Origin of the sequence: Falsiroseomonas oryziterrae (assembly GCF_021864505.1) — a bacterium.
GTDB classification, from domain to species: domain Bacteria; phylum Pseudomonadota; class Alphaproteobacteria; order Acetobacterales; family Acetobacteraceae; genus Falsiroseomonas; species Falsiroseomonas oryziterrae.
Window position 1 is genome coordinate 21,022 of record NZ_JAKJIB010000005.1, and the last position, 24,632, is coordinate 45,653.

Annotated in this window: 20 protein-coding genes; 8 read left to right on the forward strand and 12 right to left on the reverse strand. The window is 71.5% G+C overall.

Annotated features, from left to right (window positions below; genetic code table 11):
• The first annotated feature begins 43 nt into the window (after nucleotides 1-43).
• Together L2I40_RS01270 and L2I40_RS01275 are read left to right on the forward strand one after the other, a co-directional pair.
• Nucleotides 44-1,468 carry an ABC transporter substrate-binding protein gene (locus L2I40_RS01270; protein ID WP_237213058.1) on the forward strand — a complete coding sequence of 475 codons (1,425 nt, stop codon included), beginning with the start codon at nucleotides 44-46 and terminating at the stop codon, nucleotides 1,466-1,468.
• On the forward strand, nucleotides 1,465-3,261 hold the full coding sequence (locus tag L2I40_RS01275; protein WP_237213038.1) for a CocE/NonD family hydrolase: 1,797 nt from the start codon (nucleotides 1,465-1,467) through the stop codon (nucleotides 3,259-3,261). Before L2I40_RS01270 ends, L2I40_RS01275 begins: the two co-directional genes overlap by 4 nt.
• Nucleotides 3,262-3,705: 444 nt before the next feature.
• On the opposite strand, the gene L2I40_RS01280 is transcribed toward L2I40_RS01275, so the two are convergent.
• The 4 genes from L2I40_RS01280 to L2I40_RS01295 all read right to left on the reverse strand — a co-directional run bounded on the left by L2I40_RS01280 (nucleotide 3,706) and on the right by L2I40_RS01295 (nucleotide 10,552).
• A complete protein-coding gene (locus L2I40_RS01280) occupies nucleotides 3,706-6,075 on the reverse strand; it encodes a cytochrome c3 family protein (protein ID WP_237213039.1) in 2,370 nt (789 codons plus the stop codon).
• Nucleotides 6,062-6,916, reverse strand: a complete 855-nt coding sequence (locus tag L2I40_RS01285) for a hypothetical protein (protein WP_237213040.1) — start codon at nucleotides 6,914-6,916, stop codon at nucleotides 6,062-6,064. The genes L2I40_RS01280 and L2I40_RS01285 overlap by 14 nt, the downstream gene beginning before the upstream one ends.
• 20 nt (nucleotides 6,917-6,936) lie before the next feature.
• A complete protein-coding gene (locus L2I40_RS01290; protein WP_237213041.1) occupies nucleotides 6,937-9,441 on the reverse strand; it encodes an arylsulfatase in 2,505 nt (834 codons plus the stop codon).
• A 145-nt stretch (nucleotides 9,442-9,586) separates the two neighbouring features.
• Nucleotides 9,587-10,552: a helix-turn-helix domain-containing protein gene (locus tag L2I40_RS01295; RefSeq protein WP_237213042.1), complete on the reverse strand. Its 966-nt coding sequence runs from the start codon at nucleotides 10,550-10,552 to the stop codon at nucleotides 9,587-9,589.
• 251 nt (nucleotides 10,553-10,803) lie between these two features.
• Here L2I40_RS01295 and L2I40_RS01300 point away from each other — a divergent pair, with 251 nt between their 5' ends.
• From L2I40_RS01300 to L2I40_RS01310, 3 genes are all read left to right on the forward strand, one after another.
• Nucleotides 10,804-11,655 carry a DUF2092 domain-containing protein gene (locus L2I40_RS01300; RefSeq protein ID WP_237213043.1) on the forward strand — a complete coding sequence of 284 codons (852 nt, stop codon included), beginning with the start codon at nucleotides 10,804-10,806 and terminating at the stop codon, nucleotides 11,653-11,655.
• A gap of 17 nt (nucleotides 11,656-11,672) precedes the next feature.
• Nucleotides 11,673-11,876 carry a hypothetical protein gene (locus L2I40_RS01305; RefSeq protein WP_237213044.1) on the forward strand — a complete coding sequence of 68 codons (204 nt, stop codon included), beginning with the start codon at nucleotides 11,673-11,675 and terminating at the stop codon, nucleotides 11,874-11,876.
• A 133-nt stretch (nucleotides 11,877-12,009) separates the two neighbouring features.
• Nucleotides 12,010-12,753, forward strand: a complete 744-nt coding sequence (locus L2I40_RS01310; protein WP_237213045.1) for a bestrophin-like domain — start codon at nucleotides 12,010-12,012, stop codon at nucleotides 12,751-12,753.
• Nucleotides 12,754-12,783: 30 nt separating this feature from the next.
• On the opposite strand, the gene L2I40_RS01315 is transcribed toward L2I40_RS01310, so the two are convergent.
• The 6 genes from L2I40_RS01315 to L2I40_RS01340 all read right to left on the reverse strand — a co-directional run bounded on the left by L2I40_RS01315 (nucleotide 12,784) and on the right by L2I40_RS01340 (nucleotide 19,594).
• Nucleotides 12,784-14,118 (reverse strand): hypothetical protein, encoded by a 1,335-nt coding sequence (locus L2I40_RS01315; protein ID WP_237213046.1) that lies wholly within the window; start codon nucleotides 14,116-14,118, stop codon nucleotides 12,784-12,786.
• A 245-nt stretch (nucleotides 14,119-14,363) separates the two neighbouring features.
• Nucleotides 14,364-15,557 (reverse strand): efflux RND transporter periplasmic adaptor subunit, encoded by a 1,194-nt coding sequence (locus L2I40_RS01320; RefSeq protein WP_237213047.1) that lies wholly within the window; start codon nucleotides 15,555-15,557, stop codon nucleotides 14,364-14,366.
• Nucleotides 15,558-15,560: 3 nt separating this feature from the next.
• On the reverse strand, nucleotides 15,561-17,921 hold the full coding sequence (locus L2I40_RS01325; protein ID WP_237213048.1) for an ABC transporter permease: 2,361 nt from the start codon (nucleotides 17,919-17,921) through the stop codon (nucleotides 15,561-15,563).
• Complete coding sequence (locus tag L2I40_RS01330; protein WP_237213049.1) at nucleotides 17,918-18,694, reverse strand: ABC transporter ATP-binding protein; 777 nt, start codon at nucleotides 18,692-18,694, stop codon at nucleotides 17,918-17,920. The genes L2I40_RS01325 and L2I40_RS01330 overlap by 4 nt, the downstream gene beginning before the upstream one ends.
• Before the next feature lie 44 nt (nucleotides 18,695-18,738).
• Nucleotides 18,739-19,269: a cytochrome b gene (locus L2I40_RS01335; protein WP_237213050.1), complete on the reverse strand. Its 531-nt coding sequence runs from the start codon at nucleotides 19,267-19,269 to the stop codon at nucleotides 18,739-18,741.
• A gap of 16 nt (nucleotides 19,270-19,285) precedes the next feature.
• Nucleotides 19,286-19,594: a PepSY domain-containing protein gene (locus tag L2I40_RS01340; protein WP_237213051.1), complete on the reverse strand. Its 309-nt coding sequence runs from the start codon at nucleotides 19,592-19,594 to the stop codon at nucleotides 19,286-19,288.
• Between the two features lie 126 nt (nucleotides 19,595-19,720).
• Here L2I40_RS01340 and L2I40_RS01345 point away from each other — a divergent pair, with 126 nt between their 5' ends.
• The 3 genes from L2I40_RS01345 to L2I40_RS01355 are packed head-to-tail and all read left to right on the forward strand — an operon-like array spanning nucleotide 19,721 to nucleotide 22,052.
• Nucleotides 19,721-20,050: a PepSY domain-containing protein gene (locus tag L2I40_RS01345; protein ID WP_237213052.1), complete on the forward strand. Its 330-nt coding sequence runs from the start codon at nucleotides 19,721-19,723 to the stop codon at nucleotides 20,048-20,050.
• The gene (locus L2I40_RS01350; protein WP_237213053.1) at nucleotides 20,050-20,709 is read left to right on the forward strand and encodes a response regulator transcription factor; all 660 of its coding nucleotides are present in this window, start codon (nucleotides 20,050-20,052) and stop codon (nucleotides 20,707-20,709) included. The genes L2I40_RS01345 and L2I40_RS01350 overlap by 1 nt, the downstream gene beginning before the upstream one ends.
• Nucleotides 20,706-22,052, forward strand: a complete 1,347-nt coding sequence (locus tag L2I40_RS01355; RefSeq protein WP_237213054.1) for a sensor histidine kinase — start codon at nucleotides 20,706-20,708, stop codon at nucleotides 22,050-22,052. The genes L2I40_RS01350 and L2I40_RS01355 overlap by 4 nt, the downstream gene beginning before the upstream one ends.
• A 463-nt stretch (nucleotides 22,053-22,515) precedes the next feature.
• Here L2I40_RS01355 and L2I40_RS01360 read toward each other — a convergent pair whose 3' ends face one another.
• Nucleotides 22,516-23,745 carry an NnrS family protein gene (locus L2I40_RS01360; protein ID WP_237213055.1) on the reverse strand — a complete coding sequence of 410 codons (1,230 nt, stop codon included), beginning with the start codon at nucleotides 23,743-23,745 and terminating at the stop codon, nucleotides 22,516-22,518.
• Nucleotides 23,742-24,458, reverse strand: a complete 717-nt coding sequence (locus L2I40_RS01365) for a carbonic anhydrase (protein WP_237213056.1) — start codon at nucleotides 24,456-24,458, stop codon at nucleotides 23,742-23,744. The genes L2I40_RS01360 and L2I40_RS01365 overlap by 4 nt, the downstream gene beginning before the upstream one ends.
• Nucleotides 24,459-24,632: the final 174 nt, after the last annotated feature.

The following is a 24,632-nucleotide window of genomic DNA, read 5'->3' on the forward strand; positions in this document are numbered from 1 at the left end:
GATCGACCCGCACTTCAACAACGCGGGCAATGACGCATCCACGATGCGCAACATCTACGACAGCTTGCTGAACTTCGATGTCAATCAGGCGATCGGCCCCTCGCTCGCCGCCTCATGGCGGGTGGTGGACCCGCTGACCTGGGAGATCCGGCTGCGCGAGGGTGTGCGTTTCCACGACGGCTCGCCTTTCACTGCGGAAGACGTCGTCTTCTCCCTGAACCGCGCGAAGGACGTGCCGAACAGCCCGTCGAGTTGGGCGCGCAACGTCGGCGACATTGCGACGATGACGGTGGTGGACCCGCACACGGTCCGCTTCACCTCTCGCGTCCCGACGCCGCTGCTGCTGGAGCAGGTCGGGCAGGTCTACATCGTCTCCCGCCGCGCCGCGGAGGGCGCGACCACGGCCGACTTCAACGCGGGCCGTGCGGCGATCGGCACCGGTCCGATGCGCTTCGTGTCGTGGACGCCGGGCGACCGGATGGAGCTTCGCCGCTTCGACGGCCACTGGCGCGGCGCGGCCGAGTTCGACCGCATCACGGTGCGGTTCATCACCAACCCCGCCGCGCGCATTGCCACGCTGTTGTCGGGCGGCGTGGACATCATCGACGCCGTGCCCGCCGGCGACGTGGCGCGCCTGGAGCGCGAGCGAGGCATCCGCGTGACCTCCATCGTCACACCGCGCATCGCCTACATGGCGATGGATTCCGCTCGCGACGAAAGCCCCTTCGTCACCGACGCCGAGGGGCGTCCGATGACACGCAACCCGCTGCGCGACCGGCGCGTGCGCCAGGCGATGTCCATGCTGATCAACCGCGAGGCGCTGGTGAACACGCTGCTCTCCGGCGGCGGCGTCCCGGCGGGGCAGATCGTCCCTGTCGGCCAGGGCGGCTACGATCCGTCGTTGGCGCCGATGCCCTTCGATCCCGCGCGCGCGCGCGCGCTGCTCGCGGAGGCAGGCTGGGCCAACGGCTTCGGGCTGACCATCCATTCGTCCAACAACCGCTTCCCGCAGGACGCGGCGATGGCGCAGGCGCTGGGCCAGATGCTCGCGCGCGGCGGGATCCGCATCAACGGCGTCGTGACCATGCCGTTCAACGTCTATATCGGGCAGGCGACCGACCAGCGCTTCTCCGCCTTCCTGTTCGCCTATAACAGCGCGAGCCCGCATTCAGCCGACGGCCTGCGTGGCCTGCTCGCCACGCGCGACCTGGCGCGCGGCATGGGCGGCACCAACCGCGGCCGCTATTCCAATCCTGACTTCGACGCGGCACTCGCCAGGGCGCTCGAGGTCTTCGACGAGAACGAGCGCAACCGCCTTCTGGTGGAGGCGACGCGGATCGCGATGGACGACCAGGGCATCATCCCGCTGCTTTGGCAGAAGAGCTTCTGGGCCTCGCGCGGTGACATCGTGCACGACGCCAACATGCTGGACGAGACCTCGGTCCGTTTCGCGCGCATCGCCCGATGAGCCGCATGCTGCGGATGCCGATGCGCGACGGCGCGCATCTCGCCGCGAGCCTCTATCTGCCCGACGGCGCCGGACCTTTCCCGGTGGTGCTGGAGCGCACGCCCTATGGCCGCGACGCTCCGCGCCGCATCGAGGTGACGCAGGTCGATCCCGAGCCAATGGATGGGCCGCGACTGGCTGCCGTCTTCACGCGCGCAGGCTACGCGGTGGTGCTGCAGGATTGTCGCGGCCGCGGCGAGTCCGAGGGTGTCTTTGAGAAGTATCTGAACGAAGGCGCCGACGGCTTCGACAGCTGTGCCTGGATCCTCGATCAGCCCTGGTGCGACGGCCGCATCGCGACGATCGGCATGTCCTATGGGGCGCATGCCGGCGCCGCGCTGGGCTGCCTCGATCCGCCGGGCCTGGTTGCGCAGGTCCTCGATTCCGGCGGCTTCGACAATGGCTGGCGCAACGCCATCCGCCACAACGGCGCCTTCGAGATGAAGCAGGTGAGCTGGGCCTTCAACGAGGCCCGCCGCTCCCCGGAAGCGCGCGCCGATCCCGTGCTGCGGGCCGCGCTGGAGGCTGAGGACCTCGTCGCGTGGTTCACCCGAATGCCCTGGCGCGCCGGGCATTCGCCGCTCCGCCACCATCCGACCTATGAGCGCGTGCTGCTGGACCAGTGGCAGGCTGGCGCCTTCGACGGGAGTTGGCGGCGGGTCGGCATCTGGGCTGAGGGCTTCTACGACCGCTACAGCCGCGCAGCCGTGCTGCACATGTCGTCCTGGTTCGACCCCTATCCCGCGACGGTCACGAACAATTACGCCGGCCTGAAGCGCGCCGGCCGCGGCGCGCAGCGGCTGATCCTCGGCCCTTGGACGCATGGGGAACGCAGTCGTCGCGTCTTCGGCGACGTCGATTTCGGCCGTGAGGCGCCAATCGATTCCTGGGCGGGCGACTGGAACCGTCAGCGCGTACGCTTCCTGGACCATGCGGTGCGCGGCGTGCCGGACGGCGAGCCGCCGGTGCGCGTCTTCGTCATGGGCGGTGGGAGCGGGCGGCGTACGGCGGAGGGACATCTCGACCATGGAGGGCGCTGGATTGCCGTGCAGGACTGGCCCTTGCCTGACGCCGTCCCCAGCGTCTTCCACCTGCATGGCAGTGGTTTGCTGGATCCGGCTGCGCCCGCCGCCGGCGCCACGCCCGTGACCTTCCGCTTCGATCCGGCCCACCCGGTGCCGGCGATCGGTGGCAACTTCTCCTCGCTCGAGCCGATCGCCACGCCAGGCAGCCATGACCAGGTGGAGGCACCGGGCTTTTTCGGCTGCGCGCCCCCTTATCTTCCGCTCGCTTCGCGGCCCGACGTGCTGGTGTTCCAGACCGAGCCGCTGACAGAGCCTGTGCAGGTGGTCGGCCCGGTGGAGGTCGAGCTCTTCGTCGCGACCGATGCGCCCGACACTGACGTCACGGTCAAGCTGGTGGACGTGCATCCTGCCAGCGCTGATTATCCGCGCGGCTATGCGATGCTGCTTGGCGACACCATCCTGCGGCTGCGCTACGCTGAGGATCCGGAACGGCCGCGGCTCAGCACACCGGGGGAGGTGCGGCGCGTTCGGCTGGTGCTTCCAATTGCCAACCTGTTCCTGCCGGGGCACCGGATCCGGCTCGACGTGTCGTCGTCGAACTTCCCAAAATACGACGTCAACCCGAACACAGGTGAGCCGGAAGGCCTGTCACGCGGGTACCGCGTGGCGACCAACTCGGTCTTCGTGGATGCTGTGCGGTCGAGCCGGGTGGTTCTGCCGCTCCGCTAACACCGTTGCGTGCCCATGCGGCAGCGAATCCAACACGAACCTGTCCGCTTTGGCAATGGACGTCGGTCAGTCGCGAGCCAAGCGGGGGGAAGACAGGATGCCTCGAAGTTCTGTTCGGCATAAGTTGACTCGTGTCCCCGCATCCCAAAGTTTCCTTACAAATCAGATCGCTCCGGCAACCCCGCATCGGTTTACGCCGAACGATTGTAACGGCTCCGTCCTGTCCGTAAGCGACCCAAAGCGTATGTCCGTGTCGCGCGTCAAAACTTGCGACGCGCGGGCCTCCCCCCGAACACGCGACGCCGCTGCGCGAGGAACACCATGCGTCATGTCCAGGTGTGTTTCGGGGTCTTGCTGGCCCGCACCGGACGACCGCGCCGCAGCGCTGCTGGTGGTGCAACTGGTGAAGCGCTCGTGCCCTGAACGCCAACGGGACACCAACACTCACCGTGGTCTGCGTCTTTCGATTTCAGCAAGGAGCGCGGCTGCGTCGCGGTCCTGGGGATCCAGCTCAAGGGCGGCCCTCGCGTGCCCCGCCGCCTGCACCAGCCGGCCGCGGTCGCGCTCGAAGGTCGCGGCCGCGATCAGACTCTCGCGATGCCTGGGATGTCGGACGAGTATGGCGAGCGCCTCATCCACGCGGCCCTGGCGATGAAGTGCGAGCGCGTGCGTATAGGCGTAGCGCGGTTGCTCCGGCGCCAGCCTCGCTGCGGCCGCCAGCATGTCCGTTGCCTCGTTGATCCGTCCGCGTCGGACCTGCAGGAGTGCCAGTGCGTAGAGCGGGTCGGCCTCGGCAGGATGCGCGGCGACGGCGCGGCGCAGCAGCGCCTCGGCAGCGTCGGGCTGGCCGCGCGCTTCCTCGAAGGCAGCTTTGTTGACCAGGGCGGGCAGGAAAGTGTTGTCGCGCGCCAGCGCGGCGCGATAGGCCGCCTCAGCGCCTGCCCGGTCGCCGCGCAGGGCGAGCAGTGCGGCAATGTTAACATGCGCCTCTGGCCGCTCCGCCGCCACTCGCTCGCTGGCCAGCAATTCGTCCCATGCCCGCGCGAAAGCAGGCCGTGCGGCCTCCGGCAGCGCCTGCAGCGGTACGGGCGCCAGCGCGCGCGCGGCCTCGATGCGCACCAGGCGCACCTCATCGGAGAGCAGCCGTGCGGCGTGCAGGCGGTTCTGTGGTGGAAGTCCCTCGAGCGCGCGCAGCGCTGCAGCCCGAACCAGCGGTTCCGGGTCAAGCAGCGTACCGCCGATCGCCTCTCCCACCGCGCGGGTCGGGGGGGTGGGCAGCAGCGACAACGCGGTGGCGCGAAGGATTGCCGGCTGCGCGAGGTCGAGCGCCAACCGCGCCAATGCCGTGTCGGCGCCGCGTGCGCCCTCGCGGCCAGCATGGATCGCGAGCGCCGGGTGTGGCCCGCCGCGCGGCGGGCCGTGCCAAGCGGCAAGGTGCGACGCCGCCCAGGCTTGAGTCTGCCCGCTATGGCAGGATGTGCAGGCATCGGGCGCGCCGATAGCCGCGGCGACGTCGGGGCGCGGGATGGAGAAGGCGTGATCCCGGCGCCGGTCCACTCCCATGTAGGTGACCGCTGGCATGTGGCACGAGACGCATTGTGCACCGGCGCTGCCCGCAGCGTGGCGATGATGCTCCGGCGCCTCGAAGCGGGCGGGCAGGTGGCATTGCGTGCAGACCGCATTGCCCTCGGCGCGCAGCCTTCCACTGTGCGGCTGGTGGCAATCGGCGCAGACCACGCCGGCTCGCTGCATGCGGCTCTGCGCGAAGCTGCCCCATTCGAACACCTCGCCCTGGATCTGGCCGTCCGCGTGGTATTCGCCGCGCGCCAGCAGCAGCGGCGCGTGGGTGTCGAGGAAGCGCGTACCGGGCAGCGGGTCGATGACCAGTGGGCGCGCGCGGGAATGGCAGGGGGCGCAGGTCTCGACACCGGCCTGCGTCGCTTGACGTGGCGGGCCGTCCCAGCGCGCGATGCCGCGTGCATCGCCCTTGATGAAGCGCCAGGCGCCGCCGGAGCGGTCGCGTAGCGCGACCTCGAGGCCAAGATGTGGCACGTCGGGGCGCGCACCGGCGCGCGCCCAGGCGACATGGGCCGCACCGCGGCCATGGCATGATTCGCATCCGACGCTGATCTCAATCCATGTCGTGTCGTAGCGGTCGCGCGCCGCGTCGTAGCCGCGCACCAGCCCGGTCGAGTGGCAGGACGCGCACATGAAGTTCCAGTTCTGGTCGCGCCCGGTCCAGTGCATCGGGTCGCCGGCGCGCAGCGTCTCGTCCGGCATGAGGTGGTACCAGCGCTGGCCACCGGCTTCGCGCGGGCGGCTGTCCCAGGCCCAGGGCAACGCCTGACGGCGTCCGTCTGGCATCAGCACGAGGTATTGCTGCAGCGGATCCACGCCGAAGGTCTCGCTGACCGTGACATCCGCAACCGCGCCGCCGGGACCGTCGGTGCGGATCAGGAAGCGGTCGGCGTCACGCCGGAAGAGGGCCGCGTGCCGCCCATCGGTCACGCTGACGCCGGAGAAATCGCCGAGCACGGTCGCCGGCGTCGCCGCCGCCATGGCGCGGGCGTGGTCGCTGTCCCGCCAGTCGGCCGCCTCGGCGGCGTGGCAGGTCGCGCAGGTGGCCGAGCCGACGAAGCCCGTGCGCGCGCGCTCCGTTGCGACAACGGGCATGGCGCCGTGGAACAGCGCCGTGGCAAGCGCCGGCAGCAGGATGCCGAGGCAGAGCAAGGCGAACAGCGCCGCGCGCCGCAACGCGGCGCTGCGCGTGTCGCGGTGCGCGGTGAAGGGCGAGCCCGGCCTAGAATCTGGCATTCACAGCGAGATACGCCCCGCTCATCGTCACATCCTGCACGAGCGACCGGCCGCCCTGGTCGTAGGAAAGGTGTCGCCAGCCGAGCTGCACGCCCCCCCATCCAGTACGATAGCCGATGCCCGTGAAACCCTGCCAGGTCAGGTTCGAATCGCCGCCGCCGATGTCGAGGTAATAGGGCACGAAGAAGCTGGAAGCGCCGATGTTGATCTGCCCCCGGACGCCGACGATGCCGTTCCAGATGTCGTCGGTGCCGGAAAGCCGCCCGGCACCGCCGAAGCTCGGGCCTGCATTCCCGCGTGGCCCCTGCAGGGTGACGGTGAGGTTGTAGTCGGTCCTGGCCTCGACCCCGAGGTATCGGAAGCCGGCCAGCGCATCGATGTTGCCCCACGCCCCCGCGGCCAGGGTGTAGCCGCCTGCCAGCGTCCAGAGCGTCATCTTCAGGTTGGATTCGCCCGATGCATTGGCGGTGCTCGAGACCGGGTTGCGCCCGACGCCCACGATGTCCAGCGCCTGCACGCGGCTCGATCCGGCATCGGCGCTGACATACATGATGTCCGTCATCAGCGTGAACCGGTCGTAGCGGACCATCGCCGCCAGCAGCAGCGCGGCGTTCAACTGCTCGAAGTAGTCGCCAGCATCCGCCTTGACGTTCGCCGATCCGCCGAGCGCGGGCGGCAGGTCGTAGCGCAGGTTCCCGCTGATCGTCGGCAGCCAGAGATAGGGCGCGACCTCGAAGCTCCAGCCGGGGCGCGGCCCGTGCTGCTGCGCCGCCGCGCCCGTGCTGAGGCCGAGGGTAAAGAGCGCCGCGACGGCACCGGCCTTCCAGTTATTCGACGTCATCCGATGCCGTCTCCGCGATTCTAGTTGCGTTGCGTCGACGGCGCTACAGATCGCTGGCGACGCGCCATCTCCTCCTCCAACAGGCGAAGCGCCGCCGGGGTTATCGTGCTGTCGCCATAGTCGATGGTCAGCCGCACGATCCGCCCGCTGAAGGGGTTGGGCGAGGTGTAGTCGCGGTCGTCCACCGAGGTGCCGGTGTCGAGGCCGACATCGAAGGTCTCATCCCATGCGACGGTGAAGGGCAGCGTGTTCGGCAGCGCGCGCTGCGCCACCTGCGTGCCGTTGACCGTCAGCGTGCCGGTGCCGCCGCGGCCGAAGGGCAGGCCCTCCGGCAGCATCTGCCAGTCGAAGACCACTGTGTGGCGGCCCGGTGGCAGCGCCGTCGGCGCTTCCCAGCGATGCCGCGCGGTGTTGAGGAAGTTCCAGGTGAAGACGGGCCTTCCCTGGTGCAGGTAGAAGCCGTAGCCGGCGAAGCGCCCGCCCTGCGTCACCAGCACGCCGTTGGCCCCGCCCTGCGGCACCTCGATCTCGGCCGTGATGCGGTAGGAGCGGTTGAGCAGGTTCGGCGCCGCGCTGCCCTGGATGGCGGAGACGGGGCCGGTGTAGGTGAACTGCCGCCGCCCCGCCACCGGGCCGGGCCGCACCGAGATCAGCCGCGTCAGCGTGGAGTTGTCGAGCGGGAGCACCTGGTAGCGCGTCGCCTCCATCAGGAAGATCTCCTGCATCATGCGCAGCCTCGCGGGCTCGCGCGCCGCCAGGTCGTTCATCTGCGTCGGATCCTCGACGAGGTTGTAGAGCTCCCAGGTGTAGCCGTTGAGCACGTCGGCCGGCTTCGGCGACTGCGAATCCCAGGGCGGCACGGGTGGCGTGGTGCTGGCCATCCAGCCATCGTGGTAGATGGCCCGGTTGCCCATGATCTCGAAGTATTGCGTCCGCCGGCGCGACGGCGCGTCGCGGTTCGCCGCGTCGAAGGTGTAGGCCATGCTCACGCCCTCGATCGGGCGCTGCGCGACGCCGTTGACCATGGCGGGCGCCGGGATGCCGGTCGCCTCCAGGATGGTCGGCACCACGTCGATCACGTGGTGGAACTGGTGGCGGATGCCGCCGCGGTCGGTGATGCGGCGCGGCCAGGAGATCGCCATGCCGTTGCGCGTCCCGCCGAGGTGGGAGGCGATCTGCTTCGTCCAGCGATAGGGGGAGTTCAGCGCGAAGGTCCAGCCGATCGCCTTGTGATTGTAGGTCTGGTCGGTGCCCCAGGCGTCGAGGTAGGGCATCATCTGGTCGGCGCTGAACAGCAGGCCGTTGAACCAGGCCACCTCGTTCACCGTGCCGTCGGGCCCGCCTTCCGCGCTGCCGCCGTTGTCGCCGCTGATGTAGATGATGAGCGTGTTGTCGAGCTGCCCGGCATCCTCCACCGCCTGGATCACGCGGCCGATCTGTTCGTCGGTGTAGGCGAGGTAGGCGGCGTAGATCTCCATCTGCCGCGCATAAAGCCGGCGCTGGTTGTCGGTCAGGCTCTCCCAACGCGGGATGAAGTCGGGCAGCGGCGGCAGCTGCGCATTGGCGGGAATAACGCCGAGGCGCCGCTGGTTCTCGAAGATGCGCCGGTGCAGCACCTCCCACCCGGCGTCGAACTGGCCGCGGAAGCGCTCCGCCCATGCGCGCGTCGGGTGGTGCGGCGCGTGCGTGCCGCCCGGCGCGTAGTGGATGAACCAGGGCCGATTGGGCGCGACGGAGGTGATGAGGCGGATGTGGTCGATGGCGTCGTCGGCCATCGCGGTGGTCAGGTTCCACTCCGGCCCGGCGCCGACATTGGGATGGATCGGCGTGGTGTTGCGGAACAAATTGCCCGGCTGCCACTGGCTCGTGTCGCCGCCGACGAAGCCGTAGAAATAGTCATAGCCCTGGCCGGTCGGCCAGTTGGTGAAGGGCCCGGCCGGGCTCGCTTCCCAGGTCGGCACGTTGTGGTTCTTGCCGAACCAGGCGGTGGCGTAGCCGGTCTGCCGCAGGGTCGCCGCGACATGCGCCGTCTCCGGCGGGATGATGGAGTTATACCCGGGGTATCCCGTCGTCAGCTCCGAGATCACACCGGCGCCGACGGAGTGGTGGTTGCGCCCGGTCAGCAGCGCGGCGCGCGTGGGCGAGCATAGCGCGGTGGTGTGGAACTGCGTGTAGCGCAGACCGGCGGCCGCGACGCGATCCAGCGCCGGGGTCGGGATGACGCCGCCGAAGGTGGAGGGCGCGCCGAAGCCGACATCGTCGGTCAGGATCACCAGTACGTTCGGCGCGCCTTCCGGCGGCATCACCTGCGGCGGCCACGCCGGCTGGCTGTCGGCTGCGTTGGGCATGATCAGGCCGGCAAAGGGCGGCGTGGGGGCCGGCAGGCTGAAGGGGTTCGGCGTCATCACCGCATCCGGCGCGCCGGGCGTGCCGCGGATCTGCTGCGCCAGCGCGGTGGTGGCGAAGGCGCCGAAGGCCAGGCCAGCGAGCACGACCCCGGTTGCGAGCGCTCCGGAACATCTCATCGGGCTTTCCTCCGCCTGTGCAGAAGACACTCAGCCACGCAGCGCGCGGCCGTTGCCTTCCGGTTCCACCATGCTCCCGGCGTCCGGCGCCGTCGTCAATGCGCGCTATCCAAAATCGGCAATGCGAGCGTTGGGGATCGTCACGTCATGCCGAGGCGAGCGTTTCCGACGGCAACTCGCCGAACAGGGCCCGGTAGTCCCGTGCGAAGTGGCGAAGATGCCAGAAGCCATGGTCGAGGGCGACGGACTTCACCAGCTCCGGGCTGTCCCCTCGGCCCCGCAGCGCGCGTCGCGCCAGCAGCAGCCGGCGCGACTTGAGATATGCGTGAGGGCTCATGCCCAGCGCTGCATGGAACGCATCGTGCAGCCGCCGCGCGGAGACGCCGAGCGCCGCGCACAACTCTTCCGTGTAGATGGGCCGGGCCAGCCGCGCCTGCATGAAGTCCTCCGCCGCCCGGACCAGGCGCAGCGCCGCCGCGACGGCGCGCGGGCGCGACCTGATCCCCGCCTGCGTCGTCAGCGCGGCCGCAACCTCCTCGCGCAGCGCCATCGCGAGGCCGGTTGCGCAGGCCGGGGAGGACAAGCCGGCCGGCAGGCTTTCCGCCATGGTGCTCGCGGCCGCGACCACTCCAGCGAGGCGTGCCGATCGCTCGGGCGGGAGCGACAGGACGCTGAGCTCGCCCCGGAGCCGCAACTGCGGCGGGGCGAGCTCGGCGAGTTCCTCGAGCATCGGCAGCGGCAGGGCAAGCGCGCCCCAGCTCAGCGGCTGCGGGTTGAAGCCGGTGATCTCGGCACCGCCGACAGCCAGCACCGCCTCGGTCGACGCCACCTCGGTCCCGTTCAACCGCGCGGGATGGCGGGCGGCCTGCTGGTAGAGCATCAGCACCGCCATCCCCGGGCTGACCCCGCCGCGGACGACATGGCCGGACGTGTCGGCCTGCTGCACCACCATGTCGCCGACCTGCAGCACGCGGAGCGTCGCGGCGAAGGGGGCCTCGCGCACCGGGACATAGTCGAACTCACCGCCGAGAAGGGCGGAGGCGAAATGGTCCGGCTCAGCGAAGCGCCTCGTCAGGCCGGCAGAGGATCCCGCCCCCTCGAGACCAATCATGGCACCCCCGATGACGGCGTGACAGCCGCCGATCTGCCGCCGCAGGCCGACGCCCGGGTCCAATTGCGACAGGGTTCCGAGCCGGGTGCAAGGCGAGGCTGCCGCGCCGAGCTGCCGCGGGGTCACGGCCGCGGCATCAGGCTTGCCGAATCCGGACATGCTTTCCCCGTACCCCGGGGCGCTGGAGCGCCTAGGCTTCGTGCCCGATGCCGGCCGTCGCGGACGGCACGCCCCGCGGCGGATGGAGACGCATGATGCAGAACCGAGGCGACGCGGCACCCGGCCTCGCGCCGCGCGGGCTTGGCGCAGGCGGCGCGATGGCGCGCCTCCGGTCGCGGCTGTGGCGGGTGGCGCCTCTCGCGGCCTTCGTCTTGGCCTGGGTGTTGGCGGCGCCTGCTGCGCCGCGCGCGCAGGGCGGGATGGACGCCGATTCGCGCGCCGTGCTGGCCGCCATGTCGGCGCATCTTGGCGGCCTCCGTAGCTTCTCGGTGGAGTATGCGGCGGTTGACGAGGTCGTTACGACGGACGGACAGAAGCTCCAGTTCCTGCATTCGGGCAGCCTTGCTGCCCAGCGGCCCGATCGGCTGCACGCGGTGCGCCGCGGCGCCGCCGGCACGGCGGAGCTCGTGCTGGACGGCAACAGCGTCATGATGTTCGGGCGCGATGCGAACGCCTATCTCCGCCTGCCTGCGACGAGCATCGCCGCCGCGGTGGAGGCGGTGCAGCGCCTGGGCTTCGATGCGCCCGGCGCCGACCTGCTCGCGGAGCGTCCGATGGACGGCGCGACGACCGACATCACGACCGGCGCCCATGTCGGGATGACCTTCATCGAGGGCGTCGAGGTGCATCACCTGGCGTTCCGCGGCGTCGAGGTGGACTGGCAGATCTGGGTGACCGCGGGCGACCGGCCGCTGCCGCTGCGCTACGTGATCGTCAGCAAGTCGGTGACGGGCAGCCCGCAATACACGCTGCAACTGCGGAACTGGAGCATCGCCCCGGCGGCCGACCCTGCGCGCTTCGTCTTCACCCCGCCCCCCGGCGCGCGGCAGATCGAGCCTTCGTCGGTCACCGTGAACCCGATCGGCGACCTGATCATCAGATGAAGGAGTGAGCGGGACCGATGTCACGCATCTTCAAATGGACCGGCTCCATCCTGGTCTTCGGCTTCCTGATGGCGGCCAACCCGGCATCCTATGTGCGGCAGGGGTCGTGGATCTCCTCGGCCGAAGCCATCGTGGGCCGGCCGGCCACGCCGGTCAGCGTCGCCGGCGTCGCACGACGCACGACGCGGCGCTGCATCGCGAGCCCCGGGGTGATCTGCTAAGCGCCTGAGAGGTTCATCGCACAGTGCGCGGGTGATACCGTGAGCTGCGTTGATGGCCCGTGCCGGCGGCCGACTTGGCCTCGAACGGCGCTGGCGGTCATCGGGATTCCCTGACGATTCGAAGGCCGACCGCATGACGCCCGTGGCCCTCGCGATCCTGGCCTTCGTCTGCATCGCTGGCGCGGGGCTGGCCGGCCTCGCGCTGCGCCCGCGCGAGGCCCACAAGGCCGAGCCGGTGCGCGAGATGGTGCGCTTCACCCAGGGCATCGTCGCCTCCATCGCTGCGCTGGTCCTCGGCCTGCTGGTCGCCGGCGCGACCGACCACTACCGCGGCCAGGGAGAGCAGGTGCGGCGGCTGGCGGCGGAAGTGATCGTGCTCGACCGCGCGCTGCTGCAGTTCGGGCCCGAGGCAGCAGAGGCGCGGCGCGCCCTGTACCGCTCGGTCGAGCACACCATCGAGGAGGTCTGGGCGACCGATGCCAGGCGGCTGACCATGCCGCCGGGGCCCAACCTGCTCGATGCCGTCGCGCGGCTGGAGGCGACGACGCCGGGCCAGATCTTCCTGAAGGAGCAGGCGCTGGAACAGGTCGTCACGCTGAGCCGCGCACGCGCGACGCTGGCGACCGCCGAGCATGGCGGGGCGATCCAGCTGCCAGTTGTCGTGATGCTGGTGCTTTGGTTCGTCTTCCTCTTCGTCCTGTCGAGCCTCTATGGCCAGGCCGACTGGCTGGCGATCGGTGCGATGGTGCTCGGCAGCGCGGCGGTGGCCAGCGCGCTGCTTCTTGTGCTCGAGCTCGACCGGCCCTTCCACGGTATCATGGCGGTGTCGTCGGTGCCGATGCGCGAGGCGCTGGCAACGCTGGCCGCGCTACGCTGACCCGCCGCGCTTACCGGTGCGGCCCGGGCGCTACAGGCTTATGCCGATCCCAAAGGACACGCCGGTGACGCCGTTGTCGCCCAGGAAGTAGCGGCCGATGAAGCGCACGCGTTCCATGTTGATGCCGAAGGCGCCAAGTTCCCACCGCCCGGTGTCGAACTCGATGCCGCCGCCGACCTTGATGGACCAGTCGAAGCCGAGAGCGTCGCGCTGGTCGCCGAGATACCAGCTGGCCGAGCCGTCCAGCACCCAGCGCATCGGGCGGCCGAACGCCTCGACGCCGGTTGGCCAGCGATAGCGCGTCCACAGGCCGAGCGTGCGGGCGGTGGACCTCGCTTCGGCGATGGACGGCGTATCGCCGAAGGTCTCGATCCGGAGCTGGGTGAAGCGCAGTTCGACATCGATGTCGCGCTCCGGGCGATAGTCGTAATAGGCGAGGGTGAGCGCGCCGCCGAGGCCGAAGGCGCTGACGTGCTCGCCTTCGAGCACCGCGGCGGAGGCGCCGCGGCGGAGCTGCAGGAGGTCCGCCAGGAGCGTCCGGTCGCCGGCCGCATAGCCGCCCGCGACGTTGACGATCGGCCGCAGCCATAGGTTCTCCGCGATGGCGATGTCGTAGCCGACGCCCAGTGTTCCGGTGAAGTTGTTCCAGCGCACGGGCAGCCGGGGTGCATCCTGCCCGCCAAGGTAAAGAAGCGGATCGTAGCGCGCGTAGCCTGCGTAGATCTCCAAGTAGAGCGGGAAGGCTTCGCTCACGGTGAAGCCGAAGCCGAACTGGCTGAGCGTCAGAGCTGTGTCGCCTGGCCCAGCGGAGGTTCGGTTGATCTGCACGGCATTCGCCGAGCCGTCGGGGATCATGTTGTATCCCATCAGCCCGAGGACCCCGCTGCCGAACTGGCGGTTGGCGAGGTCAGCACCGGCGAACCGGCCGGCCAAGGCGTTGCGAATGCCCTCGCTGCCGATGAGCGGTTGCGCAGCCGGCTGCCCGAACGGACCGCCCGCCACGGCCAGCAGCAGGACGCCCACGCTGAAACGCCAAAGGCTCCCCTTGAAGCCCCACCGTGCTTTCGTCATTCGCACCACGCGCGGGCTCCCGCCATCCGATTGCCTGATCTGGTCGCCTGTCGGGTGGATGTGCAACACCGCAAGATGCCCCACCCGACCGGTGACGATCCACAGTGCGGAGGCAATCGTGCCGAATTCGGATAGGGTTTGCACCGCTCGCGCCGGACCATGCCGCAAGGCTGCGCCGCCCAGCTGGTCAACCTCGCGTCGCGGCAGGGCGACCTGGGTGGCGGCGAGGCATCTGCGGAAGAGCCTAAGCGCCTCCCAACACCGTTCGGCATAAGCCGATGCGCGTCCGCGCATCCCAGAATTTCTCGACACCGCAAGGAGTTGCGAGAACCCCGCATCCGACGATCTCAGCGTTCGGAAGCAGGGAAGGCCTCTCGCCGAGGTTTTGCGCGACACGGTCGACGCCCTCCAAGCCCGCCGCCCGCCGACGGCAGGCTTTCGCGTTGTCCGACCCAGAGCAGCCTCCCGACTCCCTGAGCCCGGCTTCGGCATCGACGCATAGCTTGCTCGGAGACGCGGTGGACTGCTCTGCGCACCGCTCACCGAGCCGTGCTGACGCGGTCGCCGTCGCGGAGCGCGCTCGGCGGGAAGAGGATGACGGTCTCGCCAGGCGCAAGCCCGTCGGCGACCGTGGCGCTGCGCGCGGCGCGGCGGGCGACGGCAACCCGCCGCTCGCGCGCCAGGCCACCCTGCACCACGAACACCGCCCAGCCGCCGCCGCGCCGGAACAGCGCGCTGGTCGGCACGAGCACCGCGTCCTCGATCGCCTCCACAGTGATCCGCGCATCCACGCGGAAGCCGTCGCCGAGGGCTGCCCAGGCTTCGCGCGGCCCGACGAGGTCGATCACGACCCACACCCTCTGCTCCTCCACGCCGAGCGCCGAGACGCGGGTGAAGGCGCCGGGCTCGACGCGGCGGACGCGCGCCTGCAGTGGCGCCGGCCCGCCCCAGCGCTCGATGGTCACCGGCGCGCCTGGCGCGATGCCGACCGCTTCCGTGGTGAGGACGTCGACCACCACCTCAAGGTCGGCCGGATCGCCGAGTTCCAGCAGCGGCGCGCCTGCCGCGACGACGGCCTCGCTTTCCTGCAGCACGCGCAGGACCTGCCCGGCGACCGGGGCGCGGACCTCCTGGCGCTCCGGGCCGCTCTCCGACGTCTCGGTGGCGGTGAGCAGGGCGCGCGCCTGGTCCAGCTCGTGCTCGGCGGCGTGGCGGCGGCGCTCAGCGGCCAGCATGTCGCGTGCGGCCGTGCGCTCGGCGAGTTCCGCACGCTCGCGCTGCTGGAGCGGCGCAGCGCCCCGCGCGTGAAGGGCGCGCACGCGGGCCGCGTCCGCCTCGGCCTGGGCCTGCTGGGCGGCAGCACGTTCCACCAGGATCTCGGCCTGCTGCAGCATAGCTTCCGCGGCGCCGACGCGCTCCTCCGCCTCACGCTGCGCCCGGGGACCGAGCAGGGCCGAGGGCGCGGCGAGGATCAGCGCGATGGGGTCGTCGCGGCCCACGACGTCGCCGGGCCGCACGCCGAGCCGCAGCACACGTCCGGCGACCGGGGCGGAGACGACATAGCGCTCACGCACGCGGGTGCGCCCGTCCTCCTCCACGACCGCCTCGAAGCGGCTGCGCGTGACCTGCTCGGTCTCGACGAGCACCGGCCGTGGGCGGAAGGCGAGGAAGGTGCCGCCCAGCCCCAGAAGAACGGCCGCGGCGACGAGCGCCCGGCGGACATGCCGGTTCATGCGTCAGTCCCTTGCCTTCAGGGCGGCGACCAGGTCGAGCCGGTCGATCCGCCGCCGCACCACCACCGCGCTCGCCAGCGCCGCGCCCAGCACGACGAGCGCCGCCGTCGCGAAGGTCGCCGTGCTGATCGCCGGCGGGACGTCGAAGCTTTCGTTGTCCCGCGCGCCCAGGATCAGGCCGACGAACCACTGCGCCAGCACCAGCCCGAGCGGGACAGCGACCAGCACGGCCACCGCCAGTTCCGCCAGCAGGATGCGCGCCACCTCCCGCCGCGTGAAGCCGAGGACGCGGAGGCTTGCCATCTCCCAGCCCCGCTCTTGCAGCGCGACGCGGGCGCTGTTGTAGACGACGCCGACCGCGATGATGATGCCGAAGCAGGTCAGCGTCACGGCGCTGGTCAGCACGAGGCCGGCGATCACCTCGTCGAAGACGCGCAGCCACACGGCCTTGACGTTGGTCGCCGCGACGCGCGGCCGCTCCGCCAGATGCCGCCAGAGCGCCTCGGCCGCCAACGGATCCACGCGCAGCGCGACATGGGAGACGAGGTCGTCCTCGCGCATCAGGCGGTTCAGCGCGCCGATCTCCATCAGCGCGGTGAAGCCGATGATGTCCTCGACCAGCGCGGCCACCGGCAGGTCGTGGACACGGCGCGCGCCTTCCAGCACCTCGACCTGCACGATGTCGCCGGCACGGACGCCGAGCCGTTCGGCGAGCCGCCGGCTGAGGGCGATTCCGTCGCGGGGGATCGGCACGGGGCGGAGGTCGGCGTCGCGCGGCACGCGCAGCTCCGCGCCCGCCGGTAGGCCGGTGACGGCCAGGAGACGGCTGCGCTGCGCGGCCCGGATGCGCACCGGCACGATGCGCTGTCCTTCCGCGGCGAGCACGCCGGGCAGCCGCGCCATCTCCCGCACGGCGCGGGCGGGGCGCGGGTCCGTCAGTGCCACGAAGGCGTCGCCGCGCTCGATGCGGTCGAACTGCAGCTCGACCATGCTGTCCATTGCATCCCACCAGAACAGGCCGAGCACCACCATCGGCACGGCCAGCGCGATGCCGAACACGGTGAGGAGCGTGCGCAGCGGGCGACCGAGCAGGCCGCGCAGCGGGATTCTTGCCCGCGCGCCGAGCCGTCGCCCGACATCGCCGGCCGCGCCCCCGACGAAGGCGGATGGCCGGGCCGGACGCAGCCCCTCCGCGGCGGGCAGGCGCAGGATCCGCCGCAGTGCCGCGAGGACGCCGAGCAGCGCGACCGCGAAGCTCGCCACGGCGGCAAGCAGCGGCAGCCAGACCGGCAGCAGATACGGCAGCTCCGGGAAGCGGAAGAAGGGGCGGTAGTTGCCAAGCATGCCGGCACCCATCCAGGCACCGGCGGCGATGCCGAGCGCAGACCCCAGCAGGCAGATCGCCGCGACGAACTTCGCGTAGTGCGTCGCGATCGGGAAGGGTGGGTAGCCGAGCGCCTTCAGCGCCGCGATCTGGTCGCGCTGCGCCTCCACCATCCGGCCCAGCACGACGTTCAGCAGGAAGGCGGCGATGCCGAAGAAGACGAGCGGCACGGTAACGGCCAGCGTGCGCTGCTCGGCCAGTTCGTCTTCCAGGAACCGGTGGGAGGGCTGGTCGCGCCTTCCATAGGCGCCGCGCCCGCCCCAGGGCAGCAGCACCCGGTCGAGTTCCGCGATCACGGCGGCTTCCGAGGCGCCGGGTGCAAGCGTCAGGACGGCCTCCGTGAAGGCGCCCTGCATGTCGAAGGCGCGCGCGACGGCTTCCTCGTTCGCCCAGAGCACGACGAAGCCGCGATCGTCGGGCAGCGGGCTGCCGGGTCGCGAGGTGAAGACGAATTCCGGCGAATGGGCGATGCCGACGATGCGGAAGCGCTCGCGCCTTCCGTTCAGGATGACAGCGACCTCGTCCCCCGGGCGCATCCGCCACGCCTCGGCGAAGGCGGCGTGGATCGCCGCCTCGTCGTGCCGGCTCGGCTCGGGCAGGCGGCCGGCGAGCAGGCGCAGCCGGTTCAGCGCAGGCTGTTCCCCGCTGACCGGCAGCGACAGGACGCGGCCGGCGACCGGCACCTCGGCGCCTGGCCAGTCCACGCGGGCCTCGCCACCGACGCGGCCTTCCACCACGGCCACGCCGGGGATCTCCGCGACGCGCGCGAGCAGCGTGCGCGGCGCCCGCTTCACCTCGGCGAAGACCTCCGCGAAGCGGCTCTCGGCGTAGAAGCTCTGCTGCGCGGCCCGAAGCGACAGGAAGCTGCTCACCGACATCACCAGCACGGCGACGCCGGCGCCGATCAGCAGCGCGATGGTCAGGACCTGGCCGCGCAGCGCCCAGAAGTCGCGCAGCAGCTTGCGGTCCAGCACGCTCACCAGACCAGTTCCTCGGGCGCGAGGCGGCGCGCATTGCGCTCGGTCGCGACGATGCGCCCGCCGCCCATGCGCAGCACCCGGTCCGCCATGCCGGCGATCGCGGCGTTGTGGGTGATGACCACGGTCGTCGCGCCGACCTCCCGATTCGCACGCGCGATGGCGGAGAGCACCAGCTTGCCCGTCTCGACGTCGAGCGCGCCGGTGGGCTCGTCGCAGAGCAGCGCGTCGGGGCGCTTCACGATGGCGCGCGCGACCGCGACACGCTGCTGCTCGCCGCCGGAGAGCTGGCCGGGGAAGTGGTCCAGGCGATGGGAGAGGCCTACCAGCGCCAGCGCCTCCTCCGGCCGCATCGGGTCGCGCGCGATCTCCGCGACGAGCTCGACGTTCTCGCGCGCGGTGAGGCTCGGGATCAGGTTGTAGAACTGGAAGACGAAGCCGACATGGTCGCGGCGATAGGCGGTCAGCGCCGCCTCATCCGCCCCGGTCAACTCATGGTCGCGCCAGGCGGCGCGGCCGGAGGTCGGAGCGTCGAGCCCGCCCAGGATGTTCAGCAGCGTGGACTTGCCGGAGCCCGAGGGGCCGAGCAGCACGACGAACTCGCCCTGCAGGATGTCGAGGTCGAGGTCACGCAGCGCATGCACCGTGGCGTCGCCGCTGCCGTAGCTCTTGCACAGCCCGCGCGCGACGAAGACCGGGGGCGCACCGGTCGCCTCGGTCTTGCCAGCCGGGGGCGCTGCGTCGGAAGCCGTGGTCATGGGCGTCCGGCGCAGCATGCCACGGTTCCCGGCCAGGCGGCGATGATCGCGCCGCGCGCGGCTCAGCCCCGGATCATGCGGGAAAGGGCGCGGTCGCGCAGGATGAACTGGTGCCAGAGCGCGGCCAGGACATGGGCCGCGATCGCCGCGAGCATGAGGTTGGCCAGCACCTCATGCGTCTCGCCCCAGATGCGGCCGCCGGGGACGGGGAAGGGGGCCTGCAGGGGGAAGCCGCCGAAGACCGTCACCGCGCGGCCGCGCGCCCAGCGGTCGAGCAGCCCGCTGAGCGGCACGCCGATGGTGAGGCCGATCAGCGCCAGGTGCATCGCGGCGGCGCCCAGGCGCTGCCAGGCCGGCCCCTGCGCCGGGGGCAGCGGCGCCACGAGGCGCCAGGCGACCCGCAGAGCCGCGAAGCCGAGCACCAGGATGCCCAGGCTGTAGTGCAGCTGCATCGCGAGGTCGCGGCCGGCGCCGCGGGGAAACTCCTCCATCGTGCTGCCGACCACCCAGGCCGACAGCACCAGCAGCGCGGTTGCCCAGTGGATGGCGCGTGTCGCCATGCCGGGGGATCGCAGCGCGACGGTCGTCGTCATCACCGGGCTCCCTGGCTCAGCGGCCGCGGGGCGCAACGGCGCCGGTGGTGGCGTCCACGCGCAGCTCCACGCGGCGGCCCTGTGCGTCGTTGGCCTTTACCTGCCAGCCGCCGCGCTCCCATTCGAGCTCGCTGACGGCGGTGTAGCCGGCGCCAAGCACGGCCGCGATGGCGGCGGGGGCGTCGAAGCGGGCATTGCCGGGCGTCACCGCCTCCGCCGCGCGGCGGTCGGGGCGGTTGTCGTCGGAGGCGGCCAGCGCGGTGCCGAGCGGGGCGGCGACGGCGAGCGCGAGGGCGAGGGCGGCGATGGGACGGAAGCGGGTCATCTCGGGTCTCCAGGGTTCGGCGTTGCGGCCTCTCCGCAACGGGGCGCATCCTGGCCGCTCCCAGCTGAACCGGCGCTGAGCCGTCCGTTCAGCCGCGGTTCAGCTGGGCGTTCCGATGCTGCCCGCATGCGCCGAGCCCTGCTGCTGCTGCCGATGCTGACGATGCCCCTGCTGACGCTGGGCGCCCCGAATGCGCGGGCGGATGACCGGCGCGACCATGAGCGCGCGCGCGCCGCGCTCGCCGCCGGGGAGATCCGCCCGCTCGCCGAGCTGCTCGGCGAGGTGGAGCGCCGCTATGTCGGCCGCGTCATCGCGACGGAGCTGGAGCGCGAGGACGGGCGCTGGATCTACGAGTTCAAGCTGCTGCCGCCGTCCGGCCGGGTGGTCGAGCTGCGCCTCGATGCCGCGACCGGCGCGCTGCTGCGCAGCCGTGGGCCGGTCGAGGAACGGCGCTGATGCGCGTCCTCGTCGTGGAGGACCATCCGGCGCTGGCCCGTCAGGTGATGGACGCGCTGACGGAGGCCGGCTTCGTCGCCGATCACGCGGCCGACGGCGAGGAGGGCCACTTCCTCGGCGACGCGGAGCCCTACGACGCGGTGGTGCTCGACCTCGGGCTGCCGGTGGTGGACGGGCTCACGGTGCTGAAGCGCTGGCGATCGGCGGGGCGCGACATGCCGGTGCTGATCCTGACGGCGCGCGACGGCTGGAGCGAGAAGGTCGCCGGCCTCAACGCCGGCGCCGACGACTACCTGACCAAGCCCTTCGTCATGGCGGAGCTGGTCGCGCGCATCCAGGCGCTCGTGCGCCGCGCGCATGGTCGCAGCCGGCCGGAGATCGCCCTCGGTCGCCTGGTGGTGGACACGGCAGCGCAGCGCGTGACGCTGGACGGCGCGGCCGTGAGGCTGACCGGGCTGGAATACCGGCTGCTCGCCTATCTCGCGCTGCATGCTGGGCAGGTGGTCTCCAAGACCGAGCTGACCGAGCATCTCTACGCGCAGGATTTCGACCGCGACAGCAACACGCTGGAGGTGGTGGTCGGCCGGCTTCGGAAGAAGCTCAGCGAGGGGCTGATCGAGACCGTGCGCGGCCAGGGCTACAGGCTGGCTGCTGCATGAGATGGCCGCGCTCCCTCGCGCTGCGGCTCGCCCTGGGGACCGGGCTTTGGGTGTCGGTAGGGTTGGGCGCGGCGGCGTGGTTCGTCACCGGCGTCGTGGTGCGCCAGGTCGAGGCCGCCTTCGACGCAAGGCTGGCCGGGTTGCTCGACGCTGCCGTGGCGGCGGCGGCAACGGATGCCGAGGGGCGGGTCGTGGTCGCCCGCGCGCCCGCCGGCGCGGATTTCGAACGGCCCTTCGGCGGCGCCTATTGGCAGGTGACGGGGCCCGGCGGGGCGGTCGCCACCTCCCGCTCGCTCTGGGACCAGGCGCTTCCCGCCGCCGCGGGGGGGCATGATGGGGTGTTGCTGCGCGACGTGGTGGGGCCGCGGGGCGAGAAGCTTCGCGTCGCTGAGCGCGACCTGCTGCTGCCCGGCGCCGCGGCGCCGGCGCATGTCGCCGTCGCGCTGTCCCGCGGGGAGACAGAGGCCGAGGTCGCCCGGCTTCGCACGATCCTGCTGCTGACCTTCGGGGCGCTGGGGCTGGGGCTGGTGGCTGGCGCCGTGGCCACCGTGGTCGCGGGTCTCGCGCCGCTGCGCCGCGTGCGCCGGGCGCTTGCCGAGATCCGCGATGGCCGCCGCGAACGGCTGGCGATCGCGGCGCCGTCCGAGATCGCGCCCCTGGTCGCCGAGGTGGACGCGCTGATCGCCGCGAACCGCGCCACGGTGGAGCGGGCGCGGTCGCATGTCGGCAACCTCGCCCATGCGCTGAAGACGCCGCTGGCGGTGCTGCGCAACGCGCTCGAGCGCGCCAGCCCCGACATTAAGGCAGCGCGTGTCGAGGCGTCGGCGCTGGAGCGGTTGGTTCACCACCACCTCGCGCGTGCGCGGGGCGCCGCGCTGGCCGCGTCCCTCGCAGCGGCTTCGTCGCCGCTTGCGATCGCGGAGGAGGTCGCCAGCGCGTTGCGCCGGCTGTTCGACGGGTGCGATCTGCTGATCGAGGTGGAGGGCGATCCGGGCGCCCGGGTCCGGGTGGACCCTCAGGACCTCGCAGAAATGCTCGGCAACCTGATGGAGAATGCGTGCAAATGGGCCCGGCGGCACGTCGGCGTGACCATTGCCGCGGATGGGAAGTCTGTGGTCGTCGCGGTGGGCGATGATGGTTCGGGCCTGCCAGAGGACGGGCGGGATGCCGTTCTCGGCCGCGGGGTGCGGCTGGACGAGCAGACGGCGGGAAGCGGCCTCGGCCTCGCAATCGTGGCGGACCTGGCAGCGCTGCACCGCGGCAGCCTCGAGCTCGGCCGGGCCGCCGAAGGCGGGCTTCTCGCCACGCTGCGGCTTCCGCGGCACGGAGTGACGGCAACCTGACAGGCGGAAACCAGGACGCAAGCGCCGCTATCTTCGTCCCCCCGGGAGGCCGCCTGCCTCGCTGCTGGCCTCGTTCTGCACTTCGCCGGTTGCGCGGACCCCGAGGGTTGGCCCGGGGCAGGAGCCGCGCCGGCGGCTGTGGTCCATGTCGTGCTATGTCCGGTGCACTCGCTGCTCGGCGGGCAGGTCGGCGTGTACGAGGGACCGCTTCCCGCCCGAGGCGGTCCGATTGCCTACCGAGTTCAGATAGCGACCTCGATGTATTGGCATCGTCGGTTGCGCGTCCCCGCATCCCCGAATTTCCATCGAAAGCAAAGCGCTCGAAGAACCCCGTATCCAGCGATGACGGGGTTCGAAAGCGGAGGGCGGATAGCCTACTTTGTGCGTTTCGCGTTTGCCCCATTCCCCCCTGCGTCGACTTACCGCCTGGCCAACTGCCGATTTCACCTCGCAACGGCCGCGCTTAGCCGGGTTTGCCATCTGGCCGGGGTGCCAGCAGCATCGGCCCGAAGACGGCCAGGAAGACGGAAAAGGCTGAGATCCAAAGCACCGCGGCTGCAGCCAGGGCTGTCCCCGCCGGGAGCGCCAGACCGCCGAAGACACGCAGCAGGACGGCGCCAATCAGCAGGCCGTAGGCTGCCGCCATGGACGACGTGGCCGTCAGGTCTCGGCCGGTGTGCCCAAGCGTCGCCCGCGTCATCACCGCCAGGATCATCAGCGCGATGGCGCCAGCCGCCTGCAGGTGCAGCCAGGCGCCCGCCCAGGGCGCTGCGGCGACCAGGAAGGCGGGCTTGAGTAGCAGCGCGGCGGGGATCAGCGCGTAGGCAGCATGCAGGACCCACAGCAACGGCTCCTGTCCCGTCCGCAGCCCGTGCCAGCGCGACAGGCGCAGTGCGGCTAGCAGCCCGGCCGCGGCCGCCACGCCGCCGGAGAGCACGCTGCCCGGCGCTGCGAGATCGACCAGGGCCACCGCGATCAACGACAGGATGCCTGCGCGATCCACGCCCGGCAGCGGCCGAAGCTCCACCGGGCGCCCCGCCCGACGCAGCGCGTTCAGCGTGAAGGCCGGCAGGATCCGGCCGCCGATCAACCCGACGAGGACGAGCGCGACGTTGAGGGCAAGCATCTGCCCGGCCGCCCATGTGCCGGCGAACCAGCCGGCTGCCTCGCCCAGCATCAGCAGGTCGCCCGTCCAGAACATCAGGATCAGGGCAGGCGGTCCGAACAGTCTCGGCGTCCGAGCCGCGAGGACGGCGGGCAGGATCGTCAGAAGGAGTGCGGGGATCGGCAGCAGCGCCATGACTGCCGCGACCGAGGGCGGCAGGAGCACGCCCGGCAGCAGCACCAACCGCGCGGCGAGGAACAGCGCTGCGAGTCCGATCACCGGCCAGCCGGCGTAGCCAGGGCGTCCGGTCCAGTTCGGCACGGCGGTCAGCAGGAAGCCGCACATCGCCGCGCCGACGAAGCCCGCGATCATCTCGTGCGCGTGCCAGCGAACGCCGGGGAGCAGGCCCTCGGGTAGCCGCGCCTCGTGCAGCGCCGCGGTCCAGACCAGCATCGCCGCGACGGCCCACAGGCCGCAGAGCAGGAAGAAGGGCCGGAAGCCGTGCCGGAACAGCGGCACGGCAAAGGGCATCGGGCGCGCGGCAGGCGAAGCAGGCCGCGTGGGCTCCGCGACGGCCGGGACGGTCACCGGGGCGGCTCCGCCACGGCGCGACCCATGGCCGGCGCAGGCGGCATGCCGCGGTCCACCTGACGGAACGGGCCTTCCGGACTCTCCGCAGCCTGCAGCAGGCCCCAGCCGAAGTGGAAGTACCAGCCGTGCAGGGAGAGGCGGCCATCCGCGACCCGCTCGGCGACGAAAGGGTAGGTGTGGAGGTGCCGCAGGCTCGCCAGAACCGCCGCCTGCTCCGCGCGGCGCGCGATCACCGGCCGCTCGGCCTCGGTGACCAGCCCGTCCATCTCGTCGCGCACCTCCGATGCGATGCCGACCCAGTCGGAGACGAAGTCGAAGCGGCGGCCGCCGTGGTCGTGCTCCAGCAGGCAGCGCACGCCGGCGCAGAAGCTGTGCCCGAGGACGATCACGTGCCGCACGCCGAGCGCGACGACACCGAACTCGATCGCCGCCGAGGTGCCGCGCGGGCGGTGGTCCGGCTCGTAGGTCGGCACCAGGGCTGCGACGTTGCGCACGACGAAGAGGTCGCCGGGCTCCGCGCCGCAGATGATGGCGGGGTCGCTGCGGCTGTCCGAGCAGGCGATCACCATCACCTCCGGCCGCTGCCCGTCGAGGAGCGTGTCGTAGAGCTCGTGGTCGTTCTCGAAGTGCTGGTCGCGGAAGCGATCGAAGCCGTCGACGAGGCGACGCAGCGCTCCGCTGTTCGGCCGGGGCGGGCGGGCGGTGGCCATCTCAGGCGAACCCCTGCAGGGGCAGGATCCCGAAGCGGCCGCCCGCCGGCACGGCCTCGAGGGCCGTGGGAACGCGCAGCAGGCCGTCGGCGGTGCGCAGGCGGTCCCGCACATGCACCCGCGTCACGCCGAGCGCGGCCATCAGCGCCGCGTGCCGCGCGCCGAGGCGTGTGC